Origin of the sequence: Cellulomonas sp. P24 (genome assembly GCF_024704385.1) — a bacterium.
GTDB lineage: Bacteria > Actinomycetota > Actinomycetes > Actinomycetales > Cellulomonadaceae > JAJDFX01.
On record NZ_JAJDFX010000002.1, the window covers coordinates 3,841,119 to 3,865,021 of the forward strand.

General features: G+C 73.1%; 25 protein-coding genes. 11 read left to right on the forward strand and 14 right to left on the reverse strand.

Annotated features, from left to right (window positions below):
• Nucleotides 1–91 precede the first annotated feature (91 nt).
• The 6 genes from LJB74_RS17885 (at nt 92) to LJB74_RS17910 (ending at nt 3,247) form a co-directional block, all read left to right on the forward strand.
• Nucleotides 92–799, forward strand: coding sequence for a YgjV family protein (locus LJB74_RS17885; protein WP_259309802.1), 708 nt, complete (start codon nt 92–94; stop codon nt 797–799).
• Nucleotides 800–808: 9 nt separating this feature from the next.
• A complete protein-coding gene (gene trxA, locus LJB74_RS17890) occupies nt 809–1,177 on the forward strand; it encodes a thioredoxin (protein WP_259309803.1) in 369 nt (122 codons plus the stop codon).
• A 104-nt stretch (nt 1,178–1,281) separates the two neighbouring features.
• Nucleotides 1,282–1,545 carry a metal-sensitive transcriptional regulator gene (locus tag LJB74_RS17895; RefSeq protein ID WP_259310408.1) on the forward strand — a complete coding sequence of 88 codons (264 nt, stop codon included), beginning with the start codon at nt 1,282–1,284 and terminating at the stop codon, nt 1,543–1,545.
• Complete coding sequence (locus LJB74_RS17900) at nt 1,542–2,174, forward strand: class I SAM-dependent methyltransferase (RefSeq protein ID WP_259309804.1); 633 nt, start codon at nt 1,542–1,544, stop codon at nt 2,172–2,174. Before LJB74_RS17895 ends, LJB74_RS17900 begins: the two co-directional genes overlap by 4 nt.
• A 306-nt stretch (nt 2,175–2,480) precedes the next feature.
• Entirely contained in the window at nt 2,481–2,828 is a 348-nt protein-coding gene (locus LJB74_RS17905; RefSeq protein ID WP_259309805.1) for a hypothetical protein, read from the forward strand.
• The gene (locus LJB74_RS17910; protein WP_259309806.1) at nt 2,825–3,247 is read left to right on the forward strand and encodes a hypothetical protein; all 423 of its coding nucleotides are present in this window, start codon (nt 2,825–2,827) and stop codon (nt 3,245–3,247) included. Before LJB74_RS17905 ends, LJB74_RS17910 begins: the two co-directional genes overlap by 4 nt.
• 139 nt (nt 3,248–3,386) lie before the next feature.
• Here LJB74_RS17910 and LJB74_RS17915 read toward each other — a convergent pair whose 3' ends face one another.
• From LJB74_RS17915 to LJB74_RS17950, 8 genes are all read right to left on the reverse strand, one after another.
• The gene (locus tag LJB74_RS17915; protein ID WP_259309807.1) at nt 3,387–5,117 is read right to left on the reverse strand and encodes an FAD-dependent oxidoreductase; all 1,731 of its coding nucleotides are present in this window, start codon (nt 5,115–5,117) and stop codon (nt 3,387–3,389) included.
• Nucleotides 5,114–5,506 carry a rhodanese-like domain-containing protein gene (locus LJB74_RS17920; protein WP_259309808.1) on the reverse strand — a complete coding sequence of 131 codons (393 nt, stop codon included), beginning with the start codon at nt 5,504–5,506 and terminating at the stop codon, nt 5,114–5,116. Before LJB74_RS17920 ends, LJB74_RS17915 begins: the two co-directional genes overlap by 4 nt.
• A gap of 107 nt (nt 5,507–5,613) precedes the next feature.
• On the reverse strand, nt 5,614–6,135 hold the full coding sequence (locus LJB74_RS17925; RefSeq protein ID WP_259309809.1) for a flavodoxin domain-containing protein: 522 nt from the start codon (nt 6,133–6,135) through the stop codon (nt 5,614–5,616).
• Nucleotides 6,136–6,225: 90 nt separating this feature from the next.
• Nucleotides 6,226–7,134 (reverse strand): non-homologous end-joining DNA ligase, encoded by a 909-nt coding sequence (ligD, locus tag LJB74_RS17930; protein WP_259309810.1) that lies wholly within the window; start codon nt 7,132–7,134, stop codon nt 6,226–6,228.
• Between the two features lie 162 nt (nt 7,135–7,296).
• Nucleotides 7,297–8,472, reverse strand: a complete 1,176-nt coding sequence (locus tag LJB74_RS17935; protein WP_259309811.1) for a GGDEF domain-containing protein — start codon at nt 8,470–8,472, stop codon at nt 7,297–7,299.
• A gap of 93 nt (nt 8,473–8,565) precedes the next feature.
• Nucleotides 8,566–9,609, reverse strand: a complete 1,044-nt coding sequence (locus LJB74_RS17940; protein ID WP_259309812.1) for an NAD(P)/FAD-dependent oxidoreductase — start codon at nt 9,607–9,609, stop codon at nt 8,566–8,568.
• On the reverse strand, nt 9,606–10,154 hold the full coding sequence (locus tag LJB74_RS17945) for an isoprenylcysteine carboxyl methyltransferase family protein (RefSeq protein ID WP_259309813.1): 549 nt from the start codon (nt 10,152–10,154) through the stop codon (nt 9,606–9,608). Before LJB74_RS17945 ends, LJB74_RS17940 begins: the two co-directional genes overlap by 4 nt.
• 3 nt (nt 10,155–10,157) lie before the next feature.
• Nucleotides 10,158–11,228: a type III polyketide synthase gene (locus LJB74_RS17950; RefSeq protein ID WP_259309814.1), complete on the reverse strand. Its 1,071-nt coding sequence runs from the start codon at nt 11,226–11,228 to the stop codon at nt 10,158–10,160.
• 109 nt (nt 11,229–11,337) lie between these two features.
• Between LJB74_RS17950 and LJB74_RS17955 the strand changes: the two genes are divergently transcribed.
• Nucleotides 11,338–12,201 (forward strand): UbiA family prenyltransferase, encoded by an 864-nt coding sequence (locus LJB74_RS17955; RefSeq protein WP_259309815.1) that lies wholly within the window; start codon nt 11,338–11,340, stop codon nt 12,199–12,201.
• On the opposite strand, the gene LJB74_RS20695 is transcribed toward LJB74_RS17955, so the two are convergent.
• From LJB74_RS20695 to LJB74_RS17975, 5 genes are all read right to left on the reverse strand, one after another.
• Complete coding sequence (locus LJB74_RS20695; protein ID WP_310650866.1) at nt 12,191–13,207, reverse strand: molybdopterin-dependent oxidoreductase; 1,017 nt, start codon at nt 13,205–13,207, stop codon at nt 12,191–12,193. The two genes, LJB74_RS17955 and LJB74_RS20695, sit on opposite strands and share 11 nt — an antisense overlap.
• A gap of 8 nt (nt 13,208–13,215) precedes the next feature.
• Nucleotides 13,216–13,797, reverse strand: coding sequence for a hypothetical protein (locus tag LJB74_RS20700; RefSeq protein WP_310650867.1), 582 nt, complete (start codon nt 13,795–13,797; stop codon nt 13,216–13,218).
• Nucleotides 13,790–17,248: an EAL domain-containing protein gene (locus LJB74_RS17965; RefSeq protein WP_259309816.1), complete on the reverse strand. Its 3,459-nt coding sequence runs from the start codon at nt 17,246–17,248 to the stop codon at nt 13,790–13,792. Before LJB74_RS17965 ends, LJB74_RS20700 begins: the two co-directional genes overlap by 8 nt.
• Before the next feature lie 218 nt (nt 17,249–17,466).
• The gene (locus LJB74_RS17970) at nt 17,467–18,333 is read right to left on the reverse strand and encodes a Cof-type HAD-IIB family hydrolase (protein ID WP_259309817.1); all 867 of its coding nucleotides are present in this window, start codon (nt 18,331–18,333) and stop codon (nt 17,467–17,469) included.
• Nucleotides 18,334–18,421: 88 nt separating this feature from the next.
• A complete protein-coding gene (locus LJB74_RS17975; RefSeq protein WP_259309818.1) occupies nt 18,422–19,237 on the reverse strand; it encodes a DUF2202 domain-containing protein in 816 nt (271 codons plus the stop codon).
• A 162-nt stretch (nt 19,238–19,399) separates the two neighbouring features.
• Between LJB74_RS17975 and LJB74_RS17980 the strand changes: the two genes are divergently transcribed.
• Nucleotides 19,400–20,092 (forward strand): response regulator transcription factor, encoded by a 693-nt coding sequence (locus LJB74_RS17980; RefSeq protein ID WP_259309819.1) that lies wholly within the window; start codon nt 19,400–19,402, stop codon nt 20,090–20,092.
• Nucleotides 20,092–21,528: a HAMP domain-containing sensor histidine kinase gene (locus tag LJB74_RS17985; protein WP_259309820.1), complete on the forward strand. Its 1,437-nt coding sequence runs from the start codon at nt 20,092–20,094 to the stop codon at nt 21,526–21,528. Before LJB74_RS17980 ends, LJB74_RS17985 begins: the two co-directional genes overlap by 1 nt.
• Here the strand turns inward: LJB74_RS17985 and LJB74_RS17990 are convergent.
• Nucleotides 21,434–21,988, reverse strand: a complete 555-nt coding sequence (locus tag LJB74_RS17990) for a hypothetical protein (protein ID WP_259309821.1) — start codon at nt 21,986–21,988, stop codon at nt 21,434–21,436. The genes LJB74_RS17985 and LJB74_RS17990 overlap by 95 nt on opposite strands.
• A 145-nt stretch (nt 21,989–22,133) precedes the next feature.
• Here LJB74_RS17990 and LJB74_RS17995 point away from each other — a divergent pair, with 145 nt between their 5' ends.
• Both LJB74_RS17995 and LJB74_RS18000 read left to right on the forward strand, forming a co-directional pair.
• The gene (locus tag LJB74_RS17995; RefSeq protein WP_259309822.1) at nt 22,134–22,457 is read left to right on the forward strand and encodes a rhodanese-like domain-containing protein; all 324 of its coding nucleotides are present in this window, start codon (nt 22,134–22,136) and stop codon (nt 22,455–22,457) included.
• A gap of 63 nt (nt 22,458–22,520) precedes the next feature.
• The gene (locus LJB74_RS18000; RefSeq protein ID WP_259309823.1) at nt 22,521–23,897 is read left to right on the forward strand and encodes a rhodanese-like domain-containing protein; all 1,377 of its coding nucleotides are present in this window, start codon (nt 22,521–22,523) and stop codon (nt 23,895–23,897) included.
• The last annotated feature ends 6 nt before the right edge of the window (nt 23,898–23,903 follow it).

Consider the following 23,903-nt stretch of genomic DNA (forward strand, 5'->3'; position numbering starts at 1 on the left):
GAGACGCGTTCTCGTGTCGTGGCACGCTCCGTGCCAGGGCCCAGACTACCGTCGGGCCCCGGGGTATCGGGTTCTCGACGGAAGGAACGACATGAGTCTGCTCGACCTCGTCGGCTGGGTGGGGTCGGCGATCCTGGTCTGGTCCCTGCTCCAGACGCGGATCCTGCGCCTGCGGCTCATCAACCTCATCGGCTCGCTGATCCTCGTCGCGTTCAACGTCGGCGTCGGTGTGTGGCCGATGGTCGGCCTCAACACGGTGCTCGTCGGGATCAACCTGTTCTACCTGCGGAGGCTGCTGCAGTCCCGGCACTCGACGGCCTCGTACGCGGTCGTCGAGGTCGCTCCGGACGACGCCTACCTCGACTACCTCCTGCTGCGCCACTCGGACGACATCCGCACGTTCGTCGCGGACTTCTCACCGACGGCGGCACGTTCCGGTGAGGCGTACCTGATCCTGCGTGAGGAAGAGACGGTCGGGTACGTGCTGCTGCACGACGCCGGCGAGGGGGTCGCGCAGATCGATCTCGACTACGTGACTCCGCGCTACCGCGACTTCACGCCGGGCGAGTTCGTGTTCCGCACGAGCCACCTCCTCGCCGACAAGGGCTACCGGCGGGTGGTGAGCGCACCGTGCCCGGTAGGCACGTACTACGCGGGGATCGGGTTCGAGCGCGTCGGCGAGACGTACCAGCTCGCGTTCCCCCGTCGTCCTGAGCGCGCCGGTTGGCGCCGAGAGCGCCGACGGGGAATAGTGCACTCACGAGATCGTTATACCCCCGAGGGTATTTGTCGACCGTGAGGAGCCAGCATGTCCACCGTCAACCTGACCGAGAGCGTCTTCGAGAAGACGGTCCTCGAGAACGAGATCGTTCTCGTCGACTTCTGGGCCGCGTGGTGCGGGCCGTGCCGGATGTTCGCACCGGTCTTCGAGAAGGCGTCCGAGACGCACACGGACATCGTGTTCGCGAAGGTCGACACCGAGGCCGAGCGCTCGCTCGCCGCCCAGGCGGGCATCTCGTCGATCCCCACGCTGATGGCGTTCCGCGACGGGATCCTCGTGTTCTCGCAGCCGGGCGCGCTCCCGGGCGAGTCCCTCGAGCAGCTCATCACCGGGATCCGCGGTCTCGACATGGACGACGTCCGTGCGAAGGTCGCGGCCCGCAGCGCCGTGTCCTGACCGATGAACCGATCCGACGCCCACGCACTCCCGACCGGAGGTTCACGGTGATCCAGCTGACCGACGGGGTATCCTTCGCGAGCGACGCGTTGAAGGGAGTCGGCATGGAGCTCGACCCGGCCGAGATGGGCAAGGTCATCAACCGACTCAAGCGCGCGCAGGGCCAGCTCGGTGCTGTGCTGCGCATGCTCGAAGAGGGCAGGAACTGCGAGGACATCGTCACGCAGCTCTCCGCGGTGAGTCGCGCGCTCGACCGCGCCGGGTTCGCGATCATCGCGACCGGGATGCGGCAGTGCCTCATCGAGTCCGACGGCCAGGAGACCCTGGACGTCCAGAAGCTCGAGAAGCTGTTCCTCTCGCTGGCGTGACCGTGCGGGGCGGGACGACCGGCTCGGCCGGCTGGGACGCGAGGTACGCCTCCACGGACCTCGTCTGGTCGCCGGAACCGAACGTGTGGGCGGTCGAGGTCCTCGAGGGGCGCGCACCCGGCTCTGCTCTCGACCTCGGCACGGGCGAAGGCCGCCATGCGTTGTGGCTCGCCCGGCTCGGCTGGGAGGTGACGGCGGTCGACTTCTCGGGGGAGGCGCTCCGCAAGGCGCGGGCCGTGCAGGCCGAGTCCGCCCCGCAGACCGCTGGGCGGATCACGTGGCTCCAGGCGGACGTGGTGCAGTACGTGCCGCCGCGTCGCAGCAGCTCGGCCGTGGTGATGATGTACCTGCACCTGGATCCCGTCTCGCGTCGCACCGTCGTCCGGAACGCGGCGAAGGCCCTTGCGGTCGGTGGCGTGCTCCTGGTCGTCGGCCACGACACGACGAATCCGGCCGAGGGGTTCGGCGGCCCGTCGGACCCGGACGTCCTGTTCAGCGCGACGGACGTCGTTGTCGACCTCGCCGGGTTGCCGGGCCTGACGATCCGGCGCGCCGAGCGCGTCCGGCGTCCGGTCAGGGACGGGCAGGTCGCCCTCGATGCTCTCGTCGAGGTCATCCGCAGCGCATGACAGGCGGCCTGCCGGGCGGTCACGGCAGGCATCGTCCCGCAGTCGTCCAGGCGTTCCGACAGGCGGACGCGACTGGCGATCCGATACCCCCCGGGGTATACTCGATACATCAGACACCACCACTGAGGAGTGAGCTATGTGTAGTCCGGCCCGTTGCAGCCGCTGTGGCAAGGTCACCTGGTCCGGCTGCGGCATGCACGTCGACGCCGTGATGGCGAACGTCGAGCCGTCGCAGCGTTGCACCTGCCGCTGATCCACCGACGGACCGCGGGCGCATCACGCGCCGTCGCGGACCGCAGTTCGGCGTTGACCGGACGTGAGGCGTTCCTGGAGCTGCTCCAGGAACGCGAACAGATGGCCCGTGAGCGGCTCAGCGCCGCCACGGGCCATCAGTCTCTCTGCCGGGTCCCGGCCGCGGCGCCGGGCCCGCGCCGCAGCGTGAAGTACCACGAAGGGGCCGCGATCGCCCTGGCCGACGTGCGCCGTGCGGTTCGCTCGGGAGCCGACGACGGCCTCCGGTCCGCGGTCGAGGCGGTGCGGACCTCGTGGCTCGCTCAGGCCGGTCTGCCCGGACGTTCCGGGCCGGCCTGGGCCGACTATCTCGAGGGCGGTCTCGATGCCCTCTCCCGGCTCGAGGAAGAAGACGTGCCATGAACCCGTTGCAGACCACCCCCCGCCCGATCCCTCCGCGGCGCCTCGTGGTCACGGGGCGCTGGCCGCGCCGGCGCATCCTCGTCGGACTCGCGGCGAGCCCAGTGGTCGGGGTCGGCCTTGCCCTGGCCGGTGGGGGACTGCCCGGTCCGGCGGGGTGGACGGCGCTCGTCGCCGTCGCGGCGCTGCTCGGTGGCGCGACGCTCGCGAGCTATGTCCCCGTGCCAGGTTCCGGTCGGCGGCTCGACATCGGGTGCACGCCGTGCGCCGTGGTCGCCGCGCTCACGCTCGTGGGTGCCGCGGGCATCCTCGGCGGGTCGCCGCATGCGGCGTCGGCGGCGGCCCTTGCGGTCGGCCTCGTCGCGTTCGGCCTCCTGCAGCGCATGACCGACCCGGAGAGCTGCCCCGTCCCCCCTCGGTGAGCCTCCCCGCCGGTTCGGCGAGCGAGGCCCCGGCCCCAGGTCGAGTCTGCAGCTCGAGGCCGTCCGTGGTACCGCGCTGAGCAGACGGCGGAGCGGCTGCCCGTGACCGGTCACCCGGTCCGAGCAGCCGCTCCGGTCCTCACAGGCCCTGGTGGACGGCCTGGAGCGTGAGCCACCCGCCCGACAGGTTCCGGGCCGTGAAGCCCTCACCCAGCAGGATCCTGGTGGCGAGATAGGACCGCACACCGCTCGCGCAGTGCACGCTGATGTCGCGACCGGCTGCGGCTTCCCGCACCTCGGCCAGACGCTCCCGCAGCTCGGTGTGCGGGATGTTGAGCACGCCGTCCAGGTGACCGTGCGCGTACTCGCCACGCGACCGGACGTCGAGGATCAGCGTGTTCGTGGCGGCCTCGTCGAGCTCCCACGGCTGCCACTGGGGCATCGTGCCGTTGAGGGCGTTCTGGGCGACGAACCCGAGCATGTTGACCGGGTCCTTGGCAGAGCCGTACGGCGGCGCGTAGGCGAGCTCGAGCTCGGCGAGGTCGTCGGCCGTCATCCCGGCCCGGATCGCCGTCGCGAGGACGTCGATGCGCTTGTCGACGCCGGCCCGGCCGACGCCCTGCACCCCGAGCAGCGTCCCGTCGAGGGCGAAGCTCGCGACCAGGTGGATCTGCTCGGCGCCCGGGTAGTAGCCGGCGTGGTCGCCCGGGTGGATGTGGACGACCTCGTGCGGGATGCCGGCGCGCCGCAGGGTCACCTGGTTGGCGCCGGTCGTGGCGGCGGTCAGGCCGAACACGCGGACGATCGCCGTGCTCAGCACGCTCGCCTGCGGTGTCGTCCGGTGACCGCACATCGAGTCCGCCGCTCGGCGTCCCTGACGGTTCGCGGGTCCCGCGAGCGGAACCGGACCGGTGGCCCCGGTGATCGCGTGCGTGATCTCGACCGCGTCGCCGACCGCCCAGATGTGCGGGTCGGACGTGCGCTGGTCGCCGTCGACCTTGATCGCGCCGGTCGGCCCGAGGTCGAGGCCCGCGTCGCGCGCCAGGGCGCTCGCCGGTCGCACGCCGACGTTGACGACCACGAGGTCGGCAGGCAGCGAGGTGCCGTCGGACAACGTGACCACCACCGCGCCGCTCGAGCTCTTGCCGTCCCACTCGTGCGCCGACTCGATCGGCACGATCGACTGGGCGGAGACCCCGAGGTGCAGGTGGACGCCGTGCGCCGTGAGCTCGGCGGACAGCAGGGGTGCGAGCTCGGCGTCGATCGGCGGCAGGACGTGGTCCGCGAGCTCGACGAGGTGCACGGTGACCCCGCGCGAGGTCAGCGCCTCGACGGCCTCGAGACCGATGAACCCGGCGCCGACGACGACCGCGTGGGGCGGGTCGTCGGTCGTCCGGGTCGCCAGCATCGCGTGGACGCTGTCGCGGACGGCGTCAACGTCGGGGATGGTGCGCAGCGAGTGGACCGCGGGGTGGTCGAGTCCCTCGATCGGCGGGCGGACGCCCACGGCGCCGGGCGCGAGGAGGAGCGCGTCGTACGGGAGGGTGTACGAGTCCTGCTCGGTCTGGACGGTGACCTGCTGCGCGGCGCGGTCGACGGCGCTGACCCGGTGGCCGGTGCGGACGTCGAGGTTGAGCGTCGACGCGAGCGAGGCGGCGGTGTGCAGGAGCAGCGACTCGCGCTTCACGATCTCGCCGGCGAGGTGGTAGGGCAGCCCGCAGTTCGCGAACGACACGTAGTCGCCCTGCTCGAGGACGACGATCTGTGCGTGCTCGTCCAGTCTCCGGGCGCGTGCGGCGGCGCTCATGCCGCCAGCGACGCCGCCGACGATGACGATGCGCCGGGGGGCAGGGGCGTTCGGCTCGCTCATCGACGCACCGCTCCGCCGGCCCGCTGCCAGGCAGCCATGCCGCCGGAGACGCTGGTCGCGTCGAAGCCGAGGCTGCGCAGGTGCTTGGTCGCGGTGCGGGAACGCATCCCGCTCGCGCACACGACGACGACGGTGCGGCCCTTGTGCAGACGCTTCGGGGCCTGGTCGATGTTGCCGAGAGCGATGTGGATCGCACCCGGGGCGTGCCCGGTCTTCCACTCGTTGGTCTCGCGGACGTCGACCATGGTGGCGCCGTCGCGGACGAGCTCGATCGCGCGTGCCGCAGTCACAGTCGGCTTGACGCGTCCGTCGTCGCCGCCGCCGCCGAAGAGGCTCTTGATGCGGTCGAGGAAGGACGTGGCAGGGGCCGGGCTGGGTGAGGTGGTCAAGATGTTCTCCAATCGTCGCTCGGTACAATACCCAGGGGGGTATCACCTATTCCCGACGAAGGGCCTAGACGAGCAGGCGTTTCGCGCCCTCGGTCAGCCTGATGCTGTCATGCCGTCCGGTGCGTCAGCTCCTCCGGAGTGGCTAGCGCACGGCCCCACGAGCGGGCCCGGTCGAGCTCGCCCGGGGCCAGCGGACCCTCCCGACCGGAGACGAAGAAGCTCTCCGGCGGTCTCGTGACGTCGAACCCGAGACGTGCGAGCCGTCGTCGTGCGGCGCGGGCGGCAGAACCCGGCACCTTCGGGCTGTTGATGCGGGTGTCGAACGCGACCGCCGCCACGCCCGCGCGGGCCGGGTGGAGCCGCTCCAGCCACTCCCGCAGACCCGCACCCGTGGTCGCATGCGGCTCGCTCCTGGCGACGGCGTTCGTCCGGGTGCCGATGCGGCTCAACCCGAACGCGTGCGTGGGCCCACCGACCACGAGGAGGTCCACGTCCGCCGACAGCTCCGCCGGGCTCGCGTCGACGTCCTGGACCTGGACGTCGGCCCTGGAGGCGAGGCCTTCGGCGACCGCCTCCGCCACGGCCCGCGTGTTCCCGAACGTCGACTCGACGATCACCAGCGCGCGCATCGACCACACCTCCCGTGGCATCGACCAGCCTCCAGCGTGGAGCGCGGCCCCGGCCGGCGGCGAGGGCCGAAGGACCTACCGACGCCCAGGTCACCCCGCGCCGAGCAGGTCCCCGACGTCGTCCAGGCGGGCCAGCACCTCCTGAGCGGAGAGCTGGCGCAGGTCGGGATCGTCGAGCTCGGCCCAGGTCCGTGGTGCGGCGACCGTCGGGAGCGCCCTGCCACGCAGGGAGTAGGGCGTGATGGTGGTCTTGGCCGGGTGGTTCTGCGACCAGTCCAGGAAGACGCGGTCCTGCCGCAGCTCCTTGCGCATCACCGCGACCACATGGTCCGGGTCGGCGGCGGCGAGCTCGCGCGCGAGGTCGCGGGCGTAGGCCCAGACCTGCATCGCCCGGCGTCGTCCGTCGAGCCGCGCGTAGAGCTGGAGCCCCTTGCTGCCCGAGGTCACCGGACGCGGGTCGAGTCCGTCGGCACGCAACCGCTCCGCGACCGTCCGTGCCACGGACGCGCACGCCGCGAGCCCGGCAGGCGGCCCAGGGTCGAGGTCGATGACCAGGCGGTCGGGGCGTCGGACCCCTCCGCGAGGGCCGACCGTCCACTGCGGGGTGTGGAGCTCGAGCACGCCGAGGTTCGCCGCCCACACGAGACCCGCGACGTCGTCGAGGAACGGCAGGTCGACGAGCGTGCCCTCGTCCGGTCCTCCCGGTGCTGCGTGGAGGAGCCGGTGCCGGAGCCAGCCCGGTGCGCCGCGCGGGACGTTCTTCTCGAAGAACCGCTCGCCGCCCACGCCGTGCGGGAACCGGACGCGGGTGACCGGGCGGTCACGGAGCTGAGCGAGCAGGGCGGGCGCGACGCCCGTGTAGTACGCGATCACGTCGGCCTTCGTCGTGCCCGTCTCCGGGTACATCACGCGCTCCGGGTGGCTCACGTGCACCTGGCGACCGCCGGCGTCGATGGTCGTCGCGCCGGCCGTCGTCCGGGTCGACCGGGCATGCGGCACGGTCAGTCCGCTCGGTCGCCGAGGACCGGCAGAAGCCACGTCGTCGTCATGATCTCAGCATGGCCGTCCGTGCGGGAGGGCGCGCGCCCAGCGCGGCTCAGCGCATCCGTCGACGATGATCCAGGGATGCGCGCCGCGGGCGGACGACCCCCGGGCGCGGCGTCAGGCGTGTGACGGCGCCCCGGCCCGGGCGAGGGCGACGGTCCGTCCGCCACGGGCCGCGCGTCGGCGCAGCTCCGCCGGGACGTCGGCGACGGTGGCGATCGGGACGGCCTGCTGCGGGGCTGCTGACAGCGGTGCGGTCGGAAGCAGTGGTGGCGCATCCGCGGTGTCGACCCGGAAGCGGTCGCGACCCGCGGCCTTCGCTCGATACAGGGCGGAGTCCGCAGCGGAGAGCACCGTCGTCGTGGTGCGTTCGCCGTCGATCATCGCGAGCCCGGCCGAGAACGTCACACCGGTTCCCGCGGCGATCCACTCGGTGCGGAGGGACGAGAGCGCGGCGAGGGCCTGGGCCGGATCGGTCCTCGTCAGGATGATCGCGAACTCCTCGCCGCCGTACCGCGCCGCGTAGTCGCGGCGGCGCAGGTGCTCGGTCAGTGTCGCGCCGAACATCTCGAGCACCGCGTCCCCGGCGGCGTGCCCTCGCGTGTCGTTGACGGTCTTGAAGTGGTCGAGGTCGCAGATCACGACGCAGTCGCCGGGTGCGACCGTGGCCAGCCGCGCGTCGAGGCCGCGGCGGTTGCCCAGGGCGGTCAGTGGGTCTGTCAGGGCGGCAGCCTCGAGGCGGCCGGTTGCTGCGCGCTGCTGGGCGACCATGTAGGCCAGAAGAGCGGCGATCGCCAGCCACACCGCGCCGTAGACGGCCAGCTGCGCCGCGCTGACCGAGCCGACCATCGCGGCGTAGGCAGCCCAGGCCAGCGGGACGACCGCGGCAGCCGACCGTGCGCCGTGGAACACCCCGACGTACACGAAGAGCAGCGGGATCACCCCGACGTACGCGTCCGCGACGCCCGAGGTCGTCAGCCCGATGATCGTGAGCGCCGCCAGCGCGGCGACGGGGAACGTCAACGAGGCCCAGTGCGGCAACGGAGCCCAGGAGACCCACAGGCTCGCGCCGACGACGAGCAGCAGGAGGCCGCACACGTCCGCGAGTGCGTGCCAGCTGACACCGGACGGACCGAGCAACGGAGCCGTCGCGACGATCATGGCGCCGGTGGCGAGGATCAGAAGCTGTCCGGCCTCGACGGCGAGATCGTCGGTCCGCAGCCACTCCGGCACGAGCCCACGGAGCGCGATGGCGCGTGCGGGCCGGGCGGCGGGTGCGAGTCGGTCGGTCACCTCCTCACCATCGTCCGAGGCGGGGCGGTCGCAAGGGAAACTCCGAAACGACGGGACAGGTTCCGCCGGATCAGCGCCGGGTCCGATCGCAGGTCAGCGAGCCAGTGCCTCGACGACCGTCGCGAACAACCAGGGCGCTGCCTGCGCGGCCGGGACGATCGCACGGCGCGCGGGTGACGTCGCCCACTCGACCAGCCCGGTCGTGAGGACGCGGTAGCTACGGGTCGCGGCGAGCCACGCACGCTCGTACGCGGCGCCGTCGTCGAGGCAGGCGATCGCCGCACGTGCTTGCGCAAGTCCGACCCGCAGGCCCTCGCCCGTCAGGGCGTCGACGTAGCCGGAGGCATCGCCGACGAGGCGGACCCGGCCAGAGGTGCGGGCGGTCGTCCGTTGTCGCAGGGGGCCGGCACCGCGGACCGCGGTGGTCGGTTCGCGACCGTCGAGCCGGCGCGAGAGCAGCGGGAACGACGCGAGTGCGGTAGCGAAGTCGACGCCGCGAGGACCGAGCATCGCGACGCCGACCTCGTTCTTCCCGATCGGGGTGACGTATGCCTCGGCGTCGGGTCCCCAGTGGACCTCGACCATGCTGCTCCACGGGGCGACCGCGAAGTGCCGACGCAGCCCGAAGCGCGGCGCGAGAGGCCGACGGGGCCACCCGGACACGGGGGCCTCGAGCCCGACCAGACGACGCACCGGCGAGTGCAGCCCGTCGCAGGCGAGGAGCCACCGGGCACGGACACCGGCGGCCTCGACGCCCGTCATCCCCTGGTCGACGCCGGTCACGCGGGAGACGACTCTGTCGACGCCGAGCTCGGCGCAGCGGTCCAGGAGCATCGCGTGCAGGACGGTGCGACGCACACCCCGACCGGGCACGCCACGAAAGGCATGATCCACGTGCCTGCGGTGGTCCCGGTAGCTGATGCCGGTGAGCGGAGTCCTGTCCGGATCCACGCCGAGCCGGGACAGCGCCGTGAGCGCGCCGGGCATCAGGCCCTCACCGCACGCCTTGTCGATCACGCCCACCCTCGGCTCGACGACCACGACGGACAGGCCGGCGAGGCGTGCCTCGATCGCGGCGGCGAGCCCGACCGGGCCGCCGCCGACCACGAGCACGTCCGCGTCGACGTCCGCGCTCATGTGCGTGCGACACCCTGCGACGACCGCCCGCCGGCGAGCGCGAGCGCCTGCTCCTCGGCGGGGATCCGGTAGCGAAGCAGCAGCACGGCGTTGAGCGCCGTGAAGGCGAGCGCCGTCACCCAGGCGGTGTGGACGAGTGGAAGGGCGAGTCCCTCGGCGACGACGGCGACGTAGTTCGGGTGCCGCAGCACACGGTAGGGGCCGCCGGTCACGAGCGGCAGACCGGGGACGACGATCACGCGGGTGTTCCACCGCGGCCCGAGCGTCGAGATGCACCACCAGCGCAACACCTGGCTCGCGAGTGCCACCGCGAGGGCGGGCCAGCCGAGCGCCGGGATGAACGGACGGTCTGCTCCCACCACCTCCCCGGCGCACGCGAGCAGGAGAGCGCTGTGGAGAGCGACCATCGCGGGGAAGTGGCCGCGGCCGTGCTCGGTGCCACCCTGGGCGAACGACCACGCGGCATGGCGCGCCGAGACCACGAGCTCGACGATCCGCTCGAGGGCGACCGCGCCGATCAGCAGCAGGTAGACCGTCGCCGACACGGCTCAGACCTCCTCGGGTCGGCGGAGGAGGACGACCTCGGCGCTGACGCCGGGGCCGAAGGCGAACAGCACCGCGAGTCCTCCGGGTGGTGGTGCCCCGTCGGCGAGCATGTCCGCGAGGACGTGCAGCACCGAGGACGACGAGAGGTTCCCGACTGCGGCGAGCGAGTTCCGGCTGCGGTCGAGCGCATGCTCTCCGAGCGCGAGCGCATGTCCGGCGGCGTCGAGGATCCGCGGTCCACCCGCGTGCGCGACCCACGCGGCCACGTCGGCGACCGCGGCCCCGTGGGGTGCCAGGAGGGTCTCGACGTCGGCCCGCAGGTGGGCCTCGACGACATCGGCAAGGCCGGCACCCAGGACGATCCGGAAGCCGCTGCCGCCGACGTCCCACCCGAGCATGCCGGTCGTGTCCGGGTAGACCCCGCTGCGAGTCCCGATGACGTCGACGCCGTCGCGCCCCGCGGCCCGACGATCTCCGACCATGACCACGGCAGCCGCACCGTCGCCGAACAGCCCGCTCGAGACCAGGTTGGCCGTGGAGTCGTCGCCGTGCTGGATCGTCAGGGAGCAGAGCTCGACCGAGACGACGAGGGCGACGTCGTCGGGGTGCCCCATCAGGTAGTCGTGCACGCGCGCGAGCCCGCTCGCTCCCGCGACGCAGCCCAGGCCGAACGACGGCAGACGCTTGACGTCCGGTCGCAGCCCGAGTCGCTCGACGAGCAGCGCGTCGACCGACGGCGCCCCGACGCCCGTGACCGTCGTGAACAGCAGGAAGTCGACGTCCGCCGGCGTCAGGTCCGCCGCCGTCAGCGCAGCTCGCACGGCGTCCTCGGCGAGATCCGCGCCGATCGTCTGGAACAGGTCGTTCGCGTCGCCGAAGCTGCGGAGACCGGCGTAGCGCGCGAGCGGCAGCGCGAGGTGGCGCGTCTGGACGCCGCTCGCCGCGTGGAAGCGGGCGAGCGCGGAGAGTCGGCCCGGGTCGGAGGACAGCAGGGGACCGATGCTCGCGGTGATCTCGGACTGCTCGTACCGGTGACCGGCGAGCACCGGTGCGACTGCGACGACACGGGACATCCGGGCATCGTGTCACGCGATGGCCGATCCGGCCCGAAGCGTTGCTAGTCTCGGCCACCAGGCGACGGGCGGTGGCACGAGGACCGGGCACGCCGAGGGTGAGGGGCGGATGCGCACGACGACCATCTCGCCGCGGGGGTTCGTCCTCGCGTCGCACCCAGGCCCCACCGTCGTCGTGACCGCGCTCGCCACTGGTCTCGCGGTCGGGGTCGGGTCGGTGCCCGGGACGAGCCTGCTCGTGGCCGGCGCGGTCCTGACAGGTCAGCTGTCGGTGGGCTGGTCCAACGACTGGCTCGACGCCGCGCGGGACCGCGCGGTCCGTCGGGCGGGGAAGCCGGTCGTGAGCGGGCTCGTCAGCGCGGCGGCTCTGCGCGCCGGCGCGCTCGCGGCCGTCGCCCTGTGCGTGGTCCTGTCCGTGTCGACCGGGGTCCTCCCGGGAGCGGTGCACCTGGTGGCCGTTGCGAGCGCCTGGGCGTACAACCTGCGGCTCAAGTCGACGGTGATGTCGTGGCTGCCCTACGCCGTGTCGTTCAGCCTGCTGCTGCTGTTCGTGGTCCTCGCGCAGCCCGGCCGGCACGCACCGACGTGGTGGGGGCTGCTCGCGGCAGCCCTGCTCGGTGTCGGGGCGCACGTCGCGAACGTGCTCCCGGACCTCGAGGACGACCGGGCGACCGGTGTGGAAGGTCTTCCGCACCGCCTCGGCCATACCCGTGCGACCGGAGTCGCTCTGGTCGCCCTCGTGGCGGCCACCGCCGTGATCGTGCTCGGTCCGCCGGGTTCCCCGTCGGGCCACGCCCTCCTCGGCGGGTGCCTCGCGCTCGTCCTGGCTGGCGTCGCCGCCGCGATCGCGCTCGTGCGGCCGCGCAGCGCGTGGCCGTTCCGGCTCAGCATGGCGGTGGCGGCGGTCTGCGTCGCGCTGCTCGTGGCCGCCGGGCCCGACCTCCTGGTCGCGTCGGGTGCCGTCACGCCCTGACGGTGACCTCGACCGAGTCCCACCCGGTCGCGCCGTCGGGGACGACGTCCGCCACGGCCCCCGTCTGCACGCCGTCGACCGCGTCCGTCGCGCGGACCGCGAGGGTGTGGGTGCCGGGTGTCGCGTCCCAGGTCCACGACCACTGCCGCCAGGTGTCGACGGAGTCCTCGGCAGCGAGCGTGACGGCGGTCCACGGGCCGTCGTCGACCCGGACCTCGACCGCGGTCACCCCACGGTGCTGGGCCCAGGCGGTGCCGCCGACCGCCACCGTGCCCGGAGCCACGACGGCCCCGGCCCGGGGCACCTCGATGCGGGACGACGTCTTCACCGGGCCGCGAGGCGACCAGCCGCGATCCGTCCAGTACGCGGTGCGGTCCGCGAAGCGGGTGACCTCGAGGTCGACGACCCACTTGGTCGCGGAGACGTACCCGTACAGCCCGGGGACGACCATCCGGACCGGGAACCCGTGGGCGAGGGGGAGCGGCTCGCCGTTCATGCCGACGGCGAGCAGCGCGTTCCGGTCGTCCGTCAGCGCGGTCAACGGGGTCGACGCGGTGAACCCGTCCACGCTGGTCGAGAGCACCATGTCCGCGGACGGGTCGGGCACCGCGCGGCTGAGCACCTCGCGGACCGGCAGACCGAGCCAGCGGGCGTTGCCGATCAGGTCGCCGCCGACCGGGTTCGAGACGCACGTGAGCGTCAGGTCCGCCTCGACGAGGTCGGCGGCGAGGAGCTCGGCGAAGGTCATCGTGACCTCGTGCGCGACGAGGCCGTGCACGCGGAGCGTCCAGGTCGCGGGATCGACGTCCGGGACGACGAGCGCCGTGTCGATCCGGTAGAAGTCGCGGTTCGGGGTGACGAACGGGACCACGCCCGCCGTCGCGGACTGCGCGCCGGCCGGCACCGCCGCAGCCGGCCGCGCGGGACGGGGAAGGACCACGGCGGCGCGGGCAGCGGTCGCCGCTCGGCCGAGGGTCCCCAGCGCCGTCCCGACTGCTGCGCTCACGGCCGCGATCACCGCGGCGCCACCGGCTGCGCGGAGGAACGCACGTCGATCCGGACCTGAGACGCCCGGCTCGGTCGGTCGCCCGTCGGCGCCTGCGCCGGGGGAACGTCGAGGTGGCGACCGAGCCGGCGGAGGGTGACGATCCCGGCCGCCGCACCCAGGACGCTCGGCAGGAACGCGGCCGCGCCCGCATCGGGACGGGTGACGGCGGCGGCGACCCCGACGGCCCCGAGAACGACCACGGCACCCGTCGCCGCACGCGGCGAGCGGCGCGCGAGGAGTCCGACACCCATGGCGACGGCCGTCAGCACGGCAGCGAGCCCGACGAACAGGGCAACCTTGTCCTGCGTGCCGAATGCGCGGATCGCCGCCTCCTTGAGCCACTGCGGCGTGCGGTCGACGACGGCACCGCCGACGGCGACCACCGGCGACGAGCCCGGTCCGACGACGGCCGCCACGAGGTGACCGACCGCCACGGTCACGGCTCCGGCCAGGACCCCGGCCCACGCAGCGAGGCCGCGCCGCCCGTGCCGCCCTGGTGCCCGCCGCGGCGCCTCCGGTGCGCGGCCCGCTGCGGTGTCGTCAGGCATCCGGCGCACCCGGGCGGTCGAGGTACCCGGCCGACCGGCCCAGGGCGACCTGCTGCGCGAGCAGCGCGTCGACGGCCGACGCCGGCCCGGGACGGGCCAGCAGGAAGCCCTGGAGCACGTCGGCACCCAGGTCGGTCACGGCGTCGCGCTGCTCCGTCGTCTCGACCCCCTCGGCGACGACGGTGAGGTCGAGGGCCCGGCCGAGGTTGATCACGCTCGCGATCAGCGCGGCACCGGTGGTCCCGGTGCCGATCTCCGCGACGTAGCTCGCGTCGACCTTGAGCGCGGAGACCGGGAGCCGCCGCAGGTAGTCGAGCCCTGCGTAGCCCGTGCCGAAGTCGTCGATCGCGAGACGGACCCCGAGGTCGGGCAGCGCGTCGAGGTCGCGCAGGGTCGAGTGCGCGGTGCTCAGGGCCTGCCGTTCGGTGAGCTCGATGCACAACCGGTCCGCCGGCAGACCGGTCTCCTCGAGGACGTCCGCGACCGACGCGGCGAACCCGTTCCGCCCGAGCTGACGCGTCGACACGTTGACCCACATCTCCGGTGCCCCGGAGCCGTACCGCTCCGACCAGACGGCAGCCTGGGCGCACGCGGCCTGCAGGACCCACAGCCCGAGGGGCACCATCAGGGCGCGGTCCTCGGCGACGTCGAGGAACTCGCCGGGCTCGAGCGGACCGCGCACCGGGTGGTCCCAGCGCAGCAGGGCCTCGACGGCGATCAGCCGGTGCGACCTCGAGTCGAAGCACGGCTGGTACGCGAGCCGCAGCTGGTCGCGCGCTCGTGGGCGCACGCCGGTCATCAGGGGCAGCGGCGCACCGGTCCACCCGGTCGCGACGGGCGGTGACTGGGACGTGAGGGCGTCGCGAAGGTCGGACTCGAGCTCGAGCTGGCGGACCGCGCGGAGCTGGAGCTCCGGGTCGGAGTGCTCGTAGCGTGCGCGGCCGTTCCCCTTCGCGCGGTACATCGCGATGTCCGCGATGCGCAGCAGGTCCTCGGGGCGGTCGGCGGGGTTGGTCGAGTGGGCGATGCCGATGCTCGCGGAGATCGTGACGAGCCGTCCGGCGATCGGCAGCTGGACGGCGAGCGCACGCGTGACCCGGTCGGCGACGGCCGTGACCTCCTCGAGCCGGCTGAGGTCCTCGCAGATCACGACGAACTCGTCGCCGCCCAGGCGCCCAGCCGTGTCCGAGTCGCGCATGCACGACGTCAGGCGGAGCGCGATCGCGACCAGGAGCTCGTCTCCTGCGGCGTGACCGAGCGAGTCGTTGACGTCCTTGAAGTTGTCGAGGTCGATGTACAGGACCCCGACGCCGGTGCCGTTCCGTTCCGCCCGGGCGAGCGCCTGCGCGAGGCCCTCGGTGAGGAGCGTGCGGTTCGGCAGCCCCGTGAGGGTGTCGTGCAGCGCGTTGTGCGTGAGCTCGGCCTCGGCGCGCTTCCGCTCGGTCACGTCGGCGACCTGCGCCACGAAGTAGTCGGGCGCGTCGTCCGCGTCCCGGACGACCGAGAGGCTGACGTTGGCCCACACGTCCTGCCCCGAGGCGTGGTTGTAACGGTGCTCGAGGCGTGAGCTGCCCACGGCTCCCTCGGCGAGGAGCCCGAGCGTGGACACGACGTCCGGGAGGTCCTCGAGGTGGGTGATGCTCTGGACCGTCGTGGCGAGGAGCTCGCGCTCGGGGTACCCCAGCAGCTCGACCAGCGCGGCGTTGACCTGGAGGAACCTGCCGAGCGCCCCGGGCCGCGCGCTCACCAGCGCGACACCGACCGGTGCGTTGTCGAACGCGAGCCGGAACCGCGCCTCGCTGTCCTCGAGCTCCTGCTCCTGGCGGAGCCTGGCGGTCTGGTCGGTCGCGACCACGATCAGACCGGTCGGCCCGGACTCGCCGTGGCGCACCGTGAGCGACACGAGGACGGAGCGGCGGTCGCCGGTGCGGGTCTGCATCGTCGATGGACGGGTCGCCGCGATCCCCGAGTCGACCAGGGCGCGGATCCGCTCTGCGAGCGGGAGACGAGGGTCCACACCCCACGTGCCGAGACTGTCCGCATCCGGGTGGGCGAACCGCGTGACGGGCGTGCCGATGACCTCGTCGGCGTTCCAGCCGAGCAGTCGTTCTGCGCCGCGGCTGAAGAGGTCGACCGATCCGTCGAGGCCGATCGCGATCACAGCCTGCTCGGTCGCGGCGCCGAGGATGTCGGACATGAGGTCGTGCGTCGCGCGGAGCCAGTGCGCGATGCGACGTGACTCGGTGACGTCGCGGACGCTCGCGACGACCACGGGTCCGGACGACAGGTCGACGGTCGCGAGGTTGACCTCGACAGGGACGAGGGTGCCGTCCTTGCGGAGCCCCGTGATGCCTGGACCGGTGATCATCGGTGCGGCGTGCGCCGTCGCGCTGAACCTCGACCGGTGCCAGCGGTGCGCCGCGACCTGCGCGGTCGGCACGAGCATCTCGATCGGGTGGCCGACGAGCTCGCCCACGTCGTACCCGAACAGGACGACGGCCTGGTCGTTGGCCTCGACGATCGTGCCGTCGGGAGAGCACACGACGAGCGCGTCGGGGACGGCGCGGAGCAGACCGGAGGCGCGTTCCTCGCTGGCTGCGAGCGCCGCGTGCTCGGCCTCGCGATCGGTGCGGTCGAGGACGACGGCGACGAGGCGGAGCGGCTCGCCGCGAGGCCCCAGGACGGCGGCGAGCGACGAGGCGCCGATCACGGACCTGTCGCCGGTCCCGAGGTAGCGGGTCATGAGGTGGCTGCTGACGGTGCGACCTGCGGCCAGGTCGTCGATGGCGTTCCGGACGGCTTCACGGTCCGCCGGTGCGACGAGCTCCTCGAGGCGGCGACCGACCGGGCTCCCGTCCTGGGTGAGGGCGGCCGCGGCGGTGTTGGCGTGGTCGACCACGCCGTCGAGCCCGAGCTCGAAGATCCCGACCGCCGCGTCCGCGAGCAGGGCGGCGGTCTGACCCTCGGTCGGGACGTGGCGGACGGCCTCGACCGCGCGGTCGCCGATCAGCGAGGCGACGTGGTTCGCGATCGCGGTCAGCAGCATTCCCGGGTCGGGGAGCGGGGAGTGGGAGCGCGGACCGGTCACCCCGAGGGCTCCCAGGACTGCACCGGTCGGGTCGAGGACCGGGACGACCGAGCCTCCGGAGGTGCCGTCCTCCCGGAGCGGGCCCCGCACCGTCCGGTCGGCCGTGGGGTCCCGATCGTCACGGCTCAGCGCCTCCGTCGACGCGGCTCGCTGGACGACCTGGCGGCACTGCGCGAGGACGCCGCGGACGGAGCGGAGCGTGCCGGTGTGCGCGACCACCTCCAGGACGCCGTCCCTCGTCAGGCACAGCACGGCGCCGTCGGTGTGGCACAGCCGGGCGGCGAGCGACGTGACGGCGGCCAGCGCCGCGCGGACGCCGGCGTCCGCGTCGGTTCGTCGCGCTACGGCGTCGTCGACGGTCATCGACCCCCCAGTCCCCGCGCCGGCGCCGTGGCGTCGGTCCGCGGGCCGGACCGCGCGGTTGGCTCATTCTGGTGGCGTTCTGTCCGGATTTCCACCGATGTAGCCCGGGTGAAATTCATCGTGTCGTGACCTGGTGCACGGTCGCAGCCCCGTGACCTGCCTGTTCGAACCGCAGGGCGCCAGGCGGGCCGGCGGTGAGCGCGGTCAGGGATCACGTGTCAGGTGGACCAGGTGAGGCCGAGAACAGAGGAGATCGTCCGGACGACGCCGTTCTCGGCGTTCGACGGCGCGACGTAGCGGGCCCGCTCGCGCAGCCGGGGATGGGCGTTGTCCATCGCGAACGAGTAGTCGGCCGCGTCCATCATCTCGAGGTCGTTGAGGAAGTCCCCGAACACCATGGTCTGCGCGGGAGTGACGCCCAGCGCCCGCTGCAGCGCCCGGATGCCCTCACCCTTGTTCGCGGTCGGGCTCATCACGTCCAACCAGTGCCGACCCGAGACGACGACCTGCTGCGTCGCGCGGAACGCCTCGAAGGCGGGCGCCGTCGTCTCCTCGGCGGACCCGAAGTCGTACACCGCGACCTTGAGCACCTCGTCGTCGACCTGCGTGAGGTCCTCGACCACCTCGAGGCTGAGGTAGTACTTGTCGACCTCCTCCCGGAACGGCGCATCGTTGCGCTCGATGTGCGCCGCACGCTTGCCGCACACCACGACGCCGATGTCCGCCCCCTGGGCGGCGAGGTCGCGCGCGGTCTCCACGAGACGGCCGACGACGCCGAGGTCGAGGCCGTCCGAGCTCACCTCGTGCCCGTCGCGGACCACGTAGGCGCCGTTCTCGGCGATGAAGACGACAGACCCGGCGACCTCGGCGAACCGTGCCCGAAGGTTGTCGTACTGGCGCCCGCTCGCCGGGCAGAACACGATCCCGCGGCGGTGGAGCTCGTCGATCAGCGGCCAGACGTGCTCGTGGAGCTCGTCGTCGTCGTCCAGGAGGGTGCCGTCCATGTCGGCCGCGATGAGACGGATGTCAGGAGTCGGGTCGAACACCGGTGGGCTGATCGGAGCGGGCGAGAGTGGGCGCGTCACCGCACCAGTGTCCCAGGTGGCCGACGGCGTCGGGCGCGCACGGCGATGCGCCCGGGCCCACCGAAGGGCCCGGGCGCATCGATCGTGGTCAGCCGCCGAAGGCGGTGAGGTGCTGCTCCGACCCCGCGAGCAGGTGCGTGTAGACGGCCGTCACGTCCGGCGCGTCGAGCGACGCCATCGCGGACTTCAGGTCGGAGATGTCGGTGGACTCGACCGTGCGCGCGGCCTCGTAGGCAGCGGTCACGCTCGCCGACCCGGAGGCCAGGAGGTCGTCGTACAGGGCCTGCGTGCTGGCGGACGCGAAGGTCCCGGCAGCCAGCCCGTCGGTCGGGTCGTCGATGCCGTAGCGCTCGAGCACGACCTGCACCTCGGTCAGGTGACGGGTCTCGGCCGCGGCGATCTGCGCGAACGGTCGGCTGCCGAACGCGTCGGCGAACGCGACGTAGAGGTCGTGGGCGAGCTTCTCCTCCTCGGCCATCGCGGCGAGCTCGGTCTTCTGCGCGTCGGTCAGCGTGCCGCTCTCGATTGTGCTCAGGTAGGCGGTCGTGCCGGCCCCGGCACCTGCCCCGCCGGCCATGGAGCCGCGGTACTGGGCACCTGCGCCGGCAGCCGAGGTGGCTGTCCCGGCGCCCTGCGCCGTGGAGCCGCGGTACTGCGCGCCCATCCCGAGCCCCAGCGGGGTGCCGTCGCACGTGCCGTCGCAGGACCCGTCCTGGAGTCGCGTGCGCAGCGTCGTGGCGTCGTCCGACCCTGCGGTCGTCTGCTGGGTGACGCGCCAGCCGCGTCCGACGGTGTCACCGTTCGAGGCGTCGCTCATGGTGGCGGCGAGGCTCGGGGTGGCGATGAGTGCGGCGGCGACCGCGCCGGTGGCGATCCCGGTGGCGATCCTGGTCCTGATGCGCATGATGTGCTCCTTCACGTGGTGGTCCTTCGGTACGACCCACACTGAGGCGCCGGTCTGCAGGGCATCTGCCGTCGATGTGCAGACGGTATGAAGATTGCGGCCCCCGGAGCGATCCGGCCCTGCGATCGGCCCTCGGCGCCCGCCGACGCGCCATGATCAGGTATGCCCACCGTGCTGGTCGTCGAGGACGAACGTGAGATCCGCGAGCTGCTCCGCCGCTACCTGGAGCGTGCGGGCCTGGCCGTGCTGACGACCGGCAGCGGTGCGGAGGCCGTCTCGCTGGTCACGACCGGCGCACCGGACCTGGTGGTCCTCGACCTCGGGCTGCCGGACGTCGACGGCCTCGACGTCCTGCGCGAGGTGCGTGACGGCCGTCGCGTCCCCGTGATCGTGCTGACCGCGCGCAGCTCGGTCGACGATCGCATCCGCGGTCTCGAGCTCGGTGCGGACGACTACGTGACCAAGCCGTTCAGTCCTCACGAGGTCGTCCTGCGCGTGCAGGCCGTGCTGGCCCGCAGCGGCGGGATGCCGTCGTCGGACGACCTCGTCACGTACGGGGGCGGGCGCCTGCGCATCGACGAGCCGCGTCACGAGGCCTGGCTCGACGGCCGCGCCCTCGACCTGACGCCGACCGAGTGGGGACTGCTCTCCGCCGTCGCCTCGGCTCCTGGCCGGGTCTTCTCCCGGTACGAGCTGGTCAACCGGGTGCGCGGGTACGAGTACGCCGGGTACGAGCGCACGATCGACTCGCACGTCCGCAACCTGCGGCGCAAGCTCGGTGACGCCGGCGCGGACGTGGTCGAGACCGTCCTCGGCGTCGGCTACCGGCTCGGGCTGCGACGGGACGAGCAGTGATGAGCGCCGGGCGCGCGGGGATGGGCCCGCTGGGGCGGCGACTTCTCCTGGTGTTCGTCCTGGTGGCGGTCTCGTCGGTGGCGGTCCTCACGGTCGCCGCGCTGATCGGCGTCGGCCAGGGGGTCGAGGCCGTGCAGCAGTCGGAGCGGACGCAGCGGACCGAGGCGGCGGCGGCCGCTGCCGGGACTGCGTACCAGGCTGCAGGAGGCTGGGACGGCGCGGACCTGAGCGGCAGCAGCGCGATCGCCCAGGCGGCCGGGGCCCGGCTGTTCGTGTTCGACGCGTCCGGCAGCGCCGTCCGGGTCGGCTCCGGCATGGGTCAGGGGGCCGGGGGACCCGGGCTGGGGGCGCAGAGCAGCGCGCAGGCCGGTGCGCTGAACGCCGTGACGGCGCCCGTCGTGGTCGACGGCACCACGGTCGGCTCGGTGCGCCTGATGTTCGGGACGTCGTCCGGCACCCGCGCGCGTGACGTCGCGTGGTCGTGGATCGCGGTGGCGGCGGCGGTCGCTCTCGTCGTGGCGGTGGCCGCGAGCTGGTGGGTGACGCGGTGGCTGACACGTCCGATCGACGCGATGACGACCGCGGCGCGCCGGTTCGCGGCGGGGGACCGCGAGGCGCGCACCGGCGAGGCCGGTCCAGGGGAGCTCGGCGAGCTCGCGCACGCCTTCAACGGGATGGCGGACACCGTCGCTCGGTCCGAACGAGACCGTCGGAACCTCACGGCCGACGTCGCGCACGAGCTGCGGACGCCGCTCGCCGTCCTCCAGGCCGGGCTCGAGGAGCTCCGCGACGGCCTGGTCGAACCGACCTCGGAGGGGCTCGCCGGTCTGCACGACCAGTCGTTGCGGCTCGGCCGGATCGTCCAGGACCTGGCGGAGCTCTCGGCGGCCGAGGCGCCCGGGGCCACGGCGACGCGCGACGACGTCGACCTGGCTCAGGTGGTCGCGGACGCGCTCGCGAGCCATGATCCCCAGCTCCGCGCGGCCGGGCTCGTCATCGACCGCGACCTCGCGGGGCCGGCGCTCGTCCGCGCCGACTCGGACCGTCTGCACCAGGCGGTCGGCAACCTCCTCGCGAACGCCGCCCGCTACTGCCGACCGGGGGACGAGGTCCACGTCGTGGTGCGGTCGGACGACGCCGAGGTCGTCCTGGTCGTGGCGGACTCCGGGCCGGGCCTCGCGGCGGACGAGCTCCCGCACGTCTTCGACCGGCTCTGGCGCGGGCGGGGCGCGGAGCACGTCGCCGGGAGCGGGATCGGCCTCGCGGTGGTCCGGGAGATCGTGGTGGCCCACGGCGGGACGATCGACGCGCAGGAGTCCGCCGGTGGCGGGCTGACGGTGACTATCCGGCTGCCGTCGGCTGCTGCGTCGACGCCGCCGGCCGCACGGGGCACAGGGTCTGACCACGCAGGCGGAACACCAGCGCGCCGGCCGTGAGCGCCACGGCTGCGGCCGCGAGGAACGGCTGCACCGGGGCGAACCACGTGAGGGCGCCGGAGTACCCGAGGGCGAGCAGGGCGAGCTTGTTGCACACCGGGCAGCCGACGGCGAACCAGGTGAGGACCCCGCCTGCGATGCCGAACCTGCTCGGCGCCGAAGCGCCGGCGTCGACCTCCTCGGGGGCGTCGCCCGGGCGGGCGCGGACGTACGTGGCTGCGAGCATGCCCGCGAGCAGGGACGAGACGATCCACACCGGGTAGCTCCAGGCCGTGACGGGCACGGCGCGGCCGAACACCGGGTTCGGGATGAGCACGGTCGGGATGCCGATCAGGAGGGCGAAGCCGACACTGAAGCCGGCGGCGGCCACGTACTGACGGGTGGTCCAGGACCGCAGCGCCTGCAGGCTCGCGTCGATCGAACGGCGGGGCTCGGTCCGGCTCGTGACGAGGGGGATCATGCGACCTCCAGGGCGGTGCGGCGGGTGCGACGGCAGGGCTGCCGTCCAGTGTCCCGGATCGGTCAGGAATGCCGACGACCGGTTCGTGCTTGTACTCTCCAAGATACCCCAGGGGGTATACCACCACACCCAAGGAGCTTGATCCATGTCTGAAGTCGTCGTTGACGCGTTCGCCGCGGCCCACGCGGACGGGGCGTTCGTCCTCGATGTCCGTGAGCCCTACGAGTACGTCGGTGGCCACGTCCCCGGTGCGCGCCTCATGCCGGTCGGCCACGTGCCGGCGCACCTGCAGGACCTGCCCCGCGACGAGCGCATCTACGTGATCTGCGCGAGCGGGAACCGGAGCCGCGGGGTGACCGACCTCCTGCGCCGCGCCGGGTTCGACGCCTACTCCGTGATCGGCGGGACGAGCGGCTGGATCGGCTCAGGTCGCCCCGTCGTCGCCGGCCAGCACCCCAACGCGGCCTGACGGCACGTCCGCCGCGGACACCACCGACACGTCTCCCTCACGCCTGAGAAGGAACTACTCCCCATGAGCCCCAGCATCATCGTGATCGACACGCCGTCCCTCGGCGACCGCAGCTACCTCGTGCACGACGGACAGGTCGGCTTCGTCGTCGACCCCCAGCGGGACACCGACCGGGTCCTCGCCGCCGCTGCCGACGCCGGCATCCGGATCACCCACGTGCTCGAGACCCACATCCACAACGACTACGTGACCGGCGGTTACGCCCTCGCCCAGCAGACGGGCGCGAAGTACCTGGTCAACGCCGACGACGTCGTCTCGTTCGACCGGGTCCCGGTGCGCGACGGCGACCTGATCGACGTCAGCCCGACGCTGCAGGTGCGCGTGATCCACACGCCCGGCCACACGTTCACCCACCTCTCGTACGCCCTCGAGGGCCCCGACCCGGTCGTGTTCTCCGGCGGATCGCTGCTCTACGGCTCCACCGGGCGCCCGGACCTGCTCGGCGCGTCGCACACGCACGAGCTCGCCCACCACCAGTACGCGTCGGCGCGTCGGCTCGCCGAGGAGCTGCCGGACGAGACCCAGGTCATGCCGACCCACGGGTTCGGCAGCTTCTGCTCGGCGACCACGACGACCGCCGGCGCCACCGGGTCGACGATCGGCCAGGAGAAGCTCTTCAACCCGGCGCTGAGCAAGGACGAGGAGGCGTACGTCGCCGAGATCGTCGCCGGGCTAGACGCGTACCCCGCCTACTACGTCCACATGGCCCCCGCGAACTCCGCCGGACCTGCGGACGTCGACCTCAGCGCGCCGCAGCAGGCCGACAAGACCGAGCTCCGCCGTCGGCTCGACGCGGGGGAGTGGCTCGTCGACCTCCGCACCCGGACCGCCTTCGCCGCCGGGCACGTGCCGGGGACGTTCAACTTCGGCCTCGACGGCCAGTTCTCGACCTACCTCGGGTGGCTGATCCCGTGGGGGACCCCGGTCACGCTGCTCGGCGACACGCCGGAGCAGGTGGCCGAGGCGCAGCGTGAGCTCGTGCGGATCGGCATCGACTCTCCCGCCGCCGCAGCCACCGGTGCGCCCGAGGACTGGACGGACGGCCCGCTCGGGCAGCTCCAGCTCGCGAGCTTCGCCGACCTGGAGCAGGTGCGCCACCACCGCGAGGTCGTCGTGCTCGACGTGCGGCGCCTGAGCGAGTGGCGCGAGTCGCACATCGACGGAGCGGTCCACATCCCGCTGCACGAGCTCCTCGAACGGCTCGCGGAGATCCCTCGCGCCGAGATCTGGATCCACTGCGCGGGCGGCTACCGTGCCTCGATCGCCGCGTCGTTCCTCCTCGCGAACGGGCACCACGTCGTCTCGGTCAACGGGTCGTTCGCCGAGAGCGCCGCTGCGGCCGGTCTTCCTCTGGTGTCGGAGCTGGTCGCCCAGGCCTGAACCCCC

What these genes read in the sequence shown, in the direction of transcription:
- LJB74_RS18000 (WP_259309823.1), top strand. Translation starts at nt 22,521, where the DNA reads ATGAGCCCCAGCATCATCGTGATCGACACGCCGTCCCTCGGCGACCGC.
- LJB74_RS17885 (WP_259309802.1), top strand. Translation starts at nt 92, where the DNA reads ATGAGTCTGCTCGACCTCGTCGGCTGGGTGGGGTCGGCGATCCTGGTC.
- LJB74_RS20700 (WP_310650867.1), bottom strand. Translation starts at nt 13,797, where the DNA reads ATGCCTGACGACACCGCAGCGGGCCGCGCACCGGAGGCGCCGCGGCGG.
- LJB74_RS17925 (WP_259309809.1), bottom strand. Translation starts at nt 6,135, where the DNA reads ATGCGCGCGCTGGTGATCGTCGAGTCGACGTTCGGGAACACGCGGGCC.
- LJB74_RS17910 (WP_259309806.1), top strand. Translation starts at nt 2,825, where the DNA reads ATGAACCCGTTGCAGACCACCCCCCGCCCGATCCCTCCGCGGCGCCTC.
- LJB74_RS17975 (WP_259309818.1), bottom strand. Translation starts at nt 19,237, where the DNA reads ATGCGCATCAGGACCAGGATCGCCACCGGGATCGCCACCGGCGCGGTC.
- LJB74_RS17915 (WP_259309807.1), bottom strand. Translation starts at nt 5,117, where the DNA reads ATGAGCGAGCCGAACGCCCCTGCCCCCCGGCGCATCGTCATCGTCGGC.
- LJB74_RS17990 (WP_259309821.1), bottom strand. Translation starts at nt 21,988, where the DNA reads ATGATCCCCCTCGTCACGAGCCGGACCGAGCCCCGCCGTTCGATCGAC.
- LJB74_RS17955 (WP_259309815.1), top strand. Translation starts at nt 11,338, where the DNA reads ATGCGCACGACGACCATCTCGCCGCGGGGGTTCGTCCTCGCGTCGCAC.
- LJB74_RS17940 (WP_259309812.1), bottom strand. Translation starts at nt 9,609, where the DNA reads ATGAGCGCGGACGTCGACGCGGACGTGCTCGTGGTCGGCGGCGGCCCG.
- LJB74_RS17965 (WP_259309816.1), bottom strand. Translation starts at nt 17,248, where the DNA reads ATGACCGTCGACGACGCCGTAGCGCGACGAACCGACGCGGACGCCGGC.
- LJB74_RS17980 (WP_259309819.1), top strand. Translation starts at nt 19,400, where the DNA reads ATGCCCACCGTGCTGGTCGTCGAGGACGAACGTGAGATCCGCGAGCTG.
- LJB74_RS17995 (WP_259309822.1), top strand. Translation starts at nt 22,134, where the DNA reads ATGTCTGAAGTCGTCGTTGACGCGTTCGCCGCGGCCCACGCGGACGGG.
- LJB74_RS17950 (WP_259309814.1), bottom strand. Translation starts at nt 11,228, where the DNA reads ATGTCCCGTGTCGTCGCAGTCGCACCGGTGCTCGCCGGTCACCGGTAC.
- trxA (WP_259309803.1), top strand. Translation starts at nt 809, where the DNA reads ATGTCCACCGTCAACCTGACCGAGAGCGTCTTCGAGAAGACGGTCCTC.
- LJB74_RS17895 (WP_259310408.1), top strand. Translation starts at nt 1,282, where the DNA reads ATGGAGCTCGACCCGGCCGAGATGGGCAAGGTCATCAACCGACTCAAG.
- LJB74_RS17985 (WP_259309820.1), top strand. Translation starts at nt 20,092, where the DNA reads ATGAGCGCCGGGCGCGCGGGGATGGGCCCGCTGGGGCGGCGACTTCTC.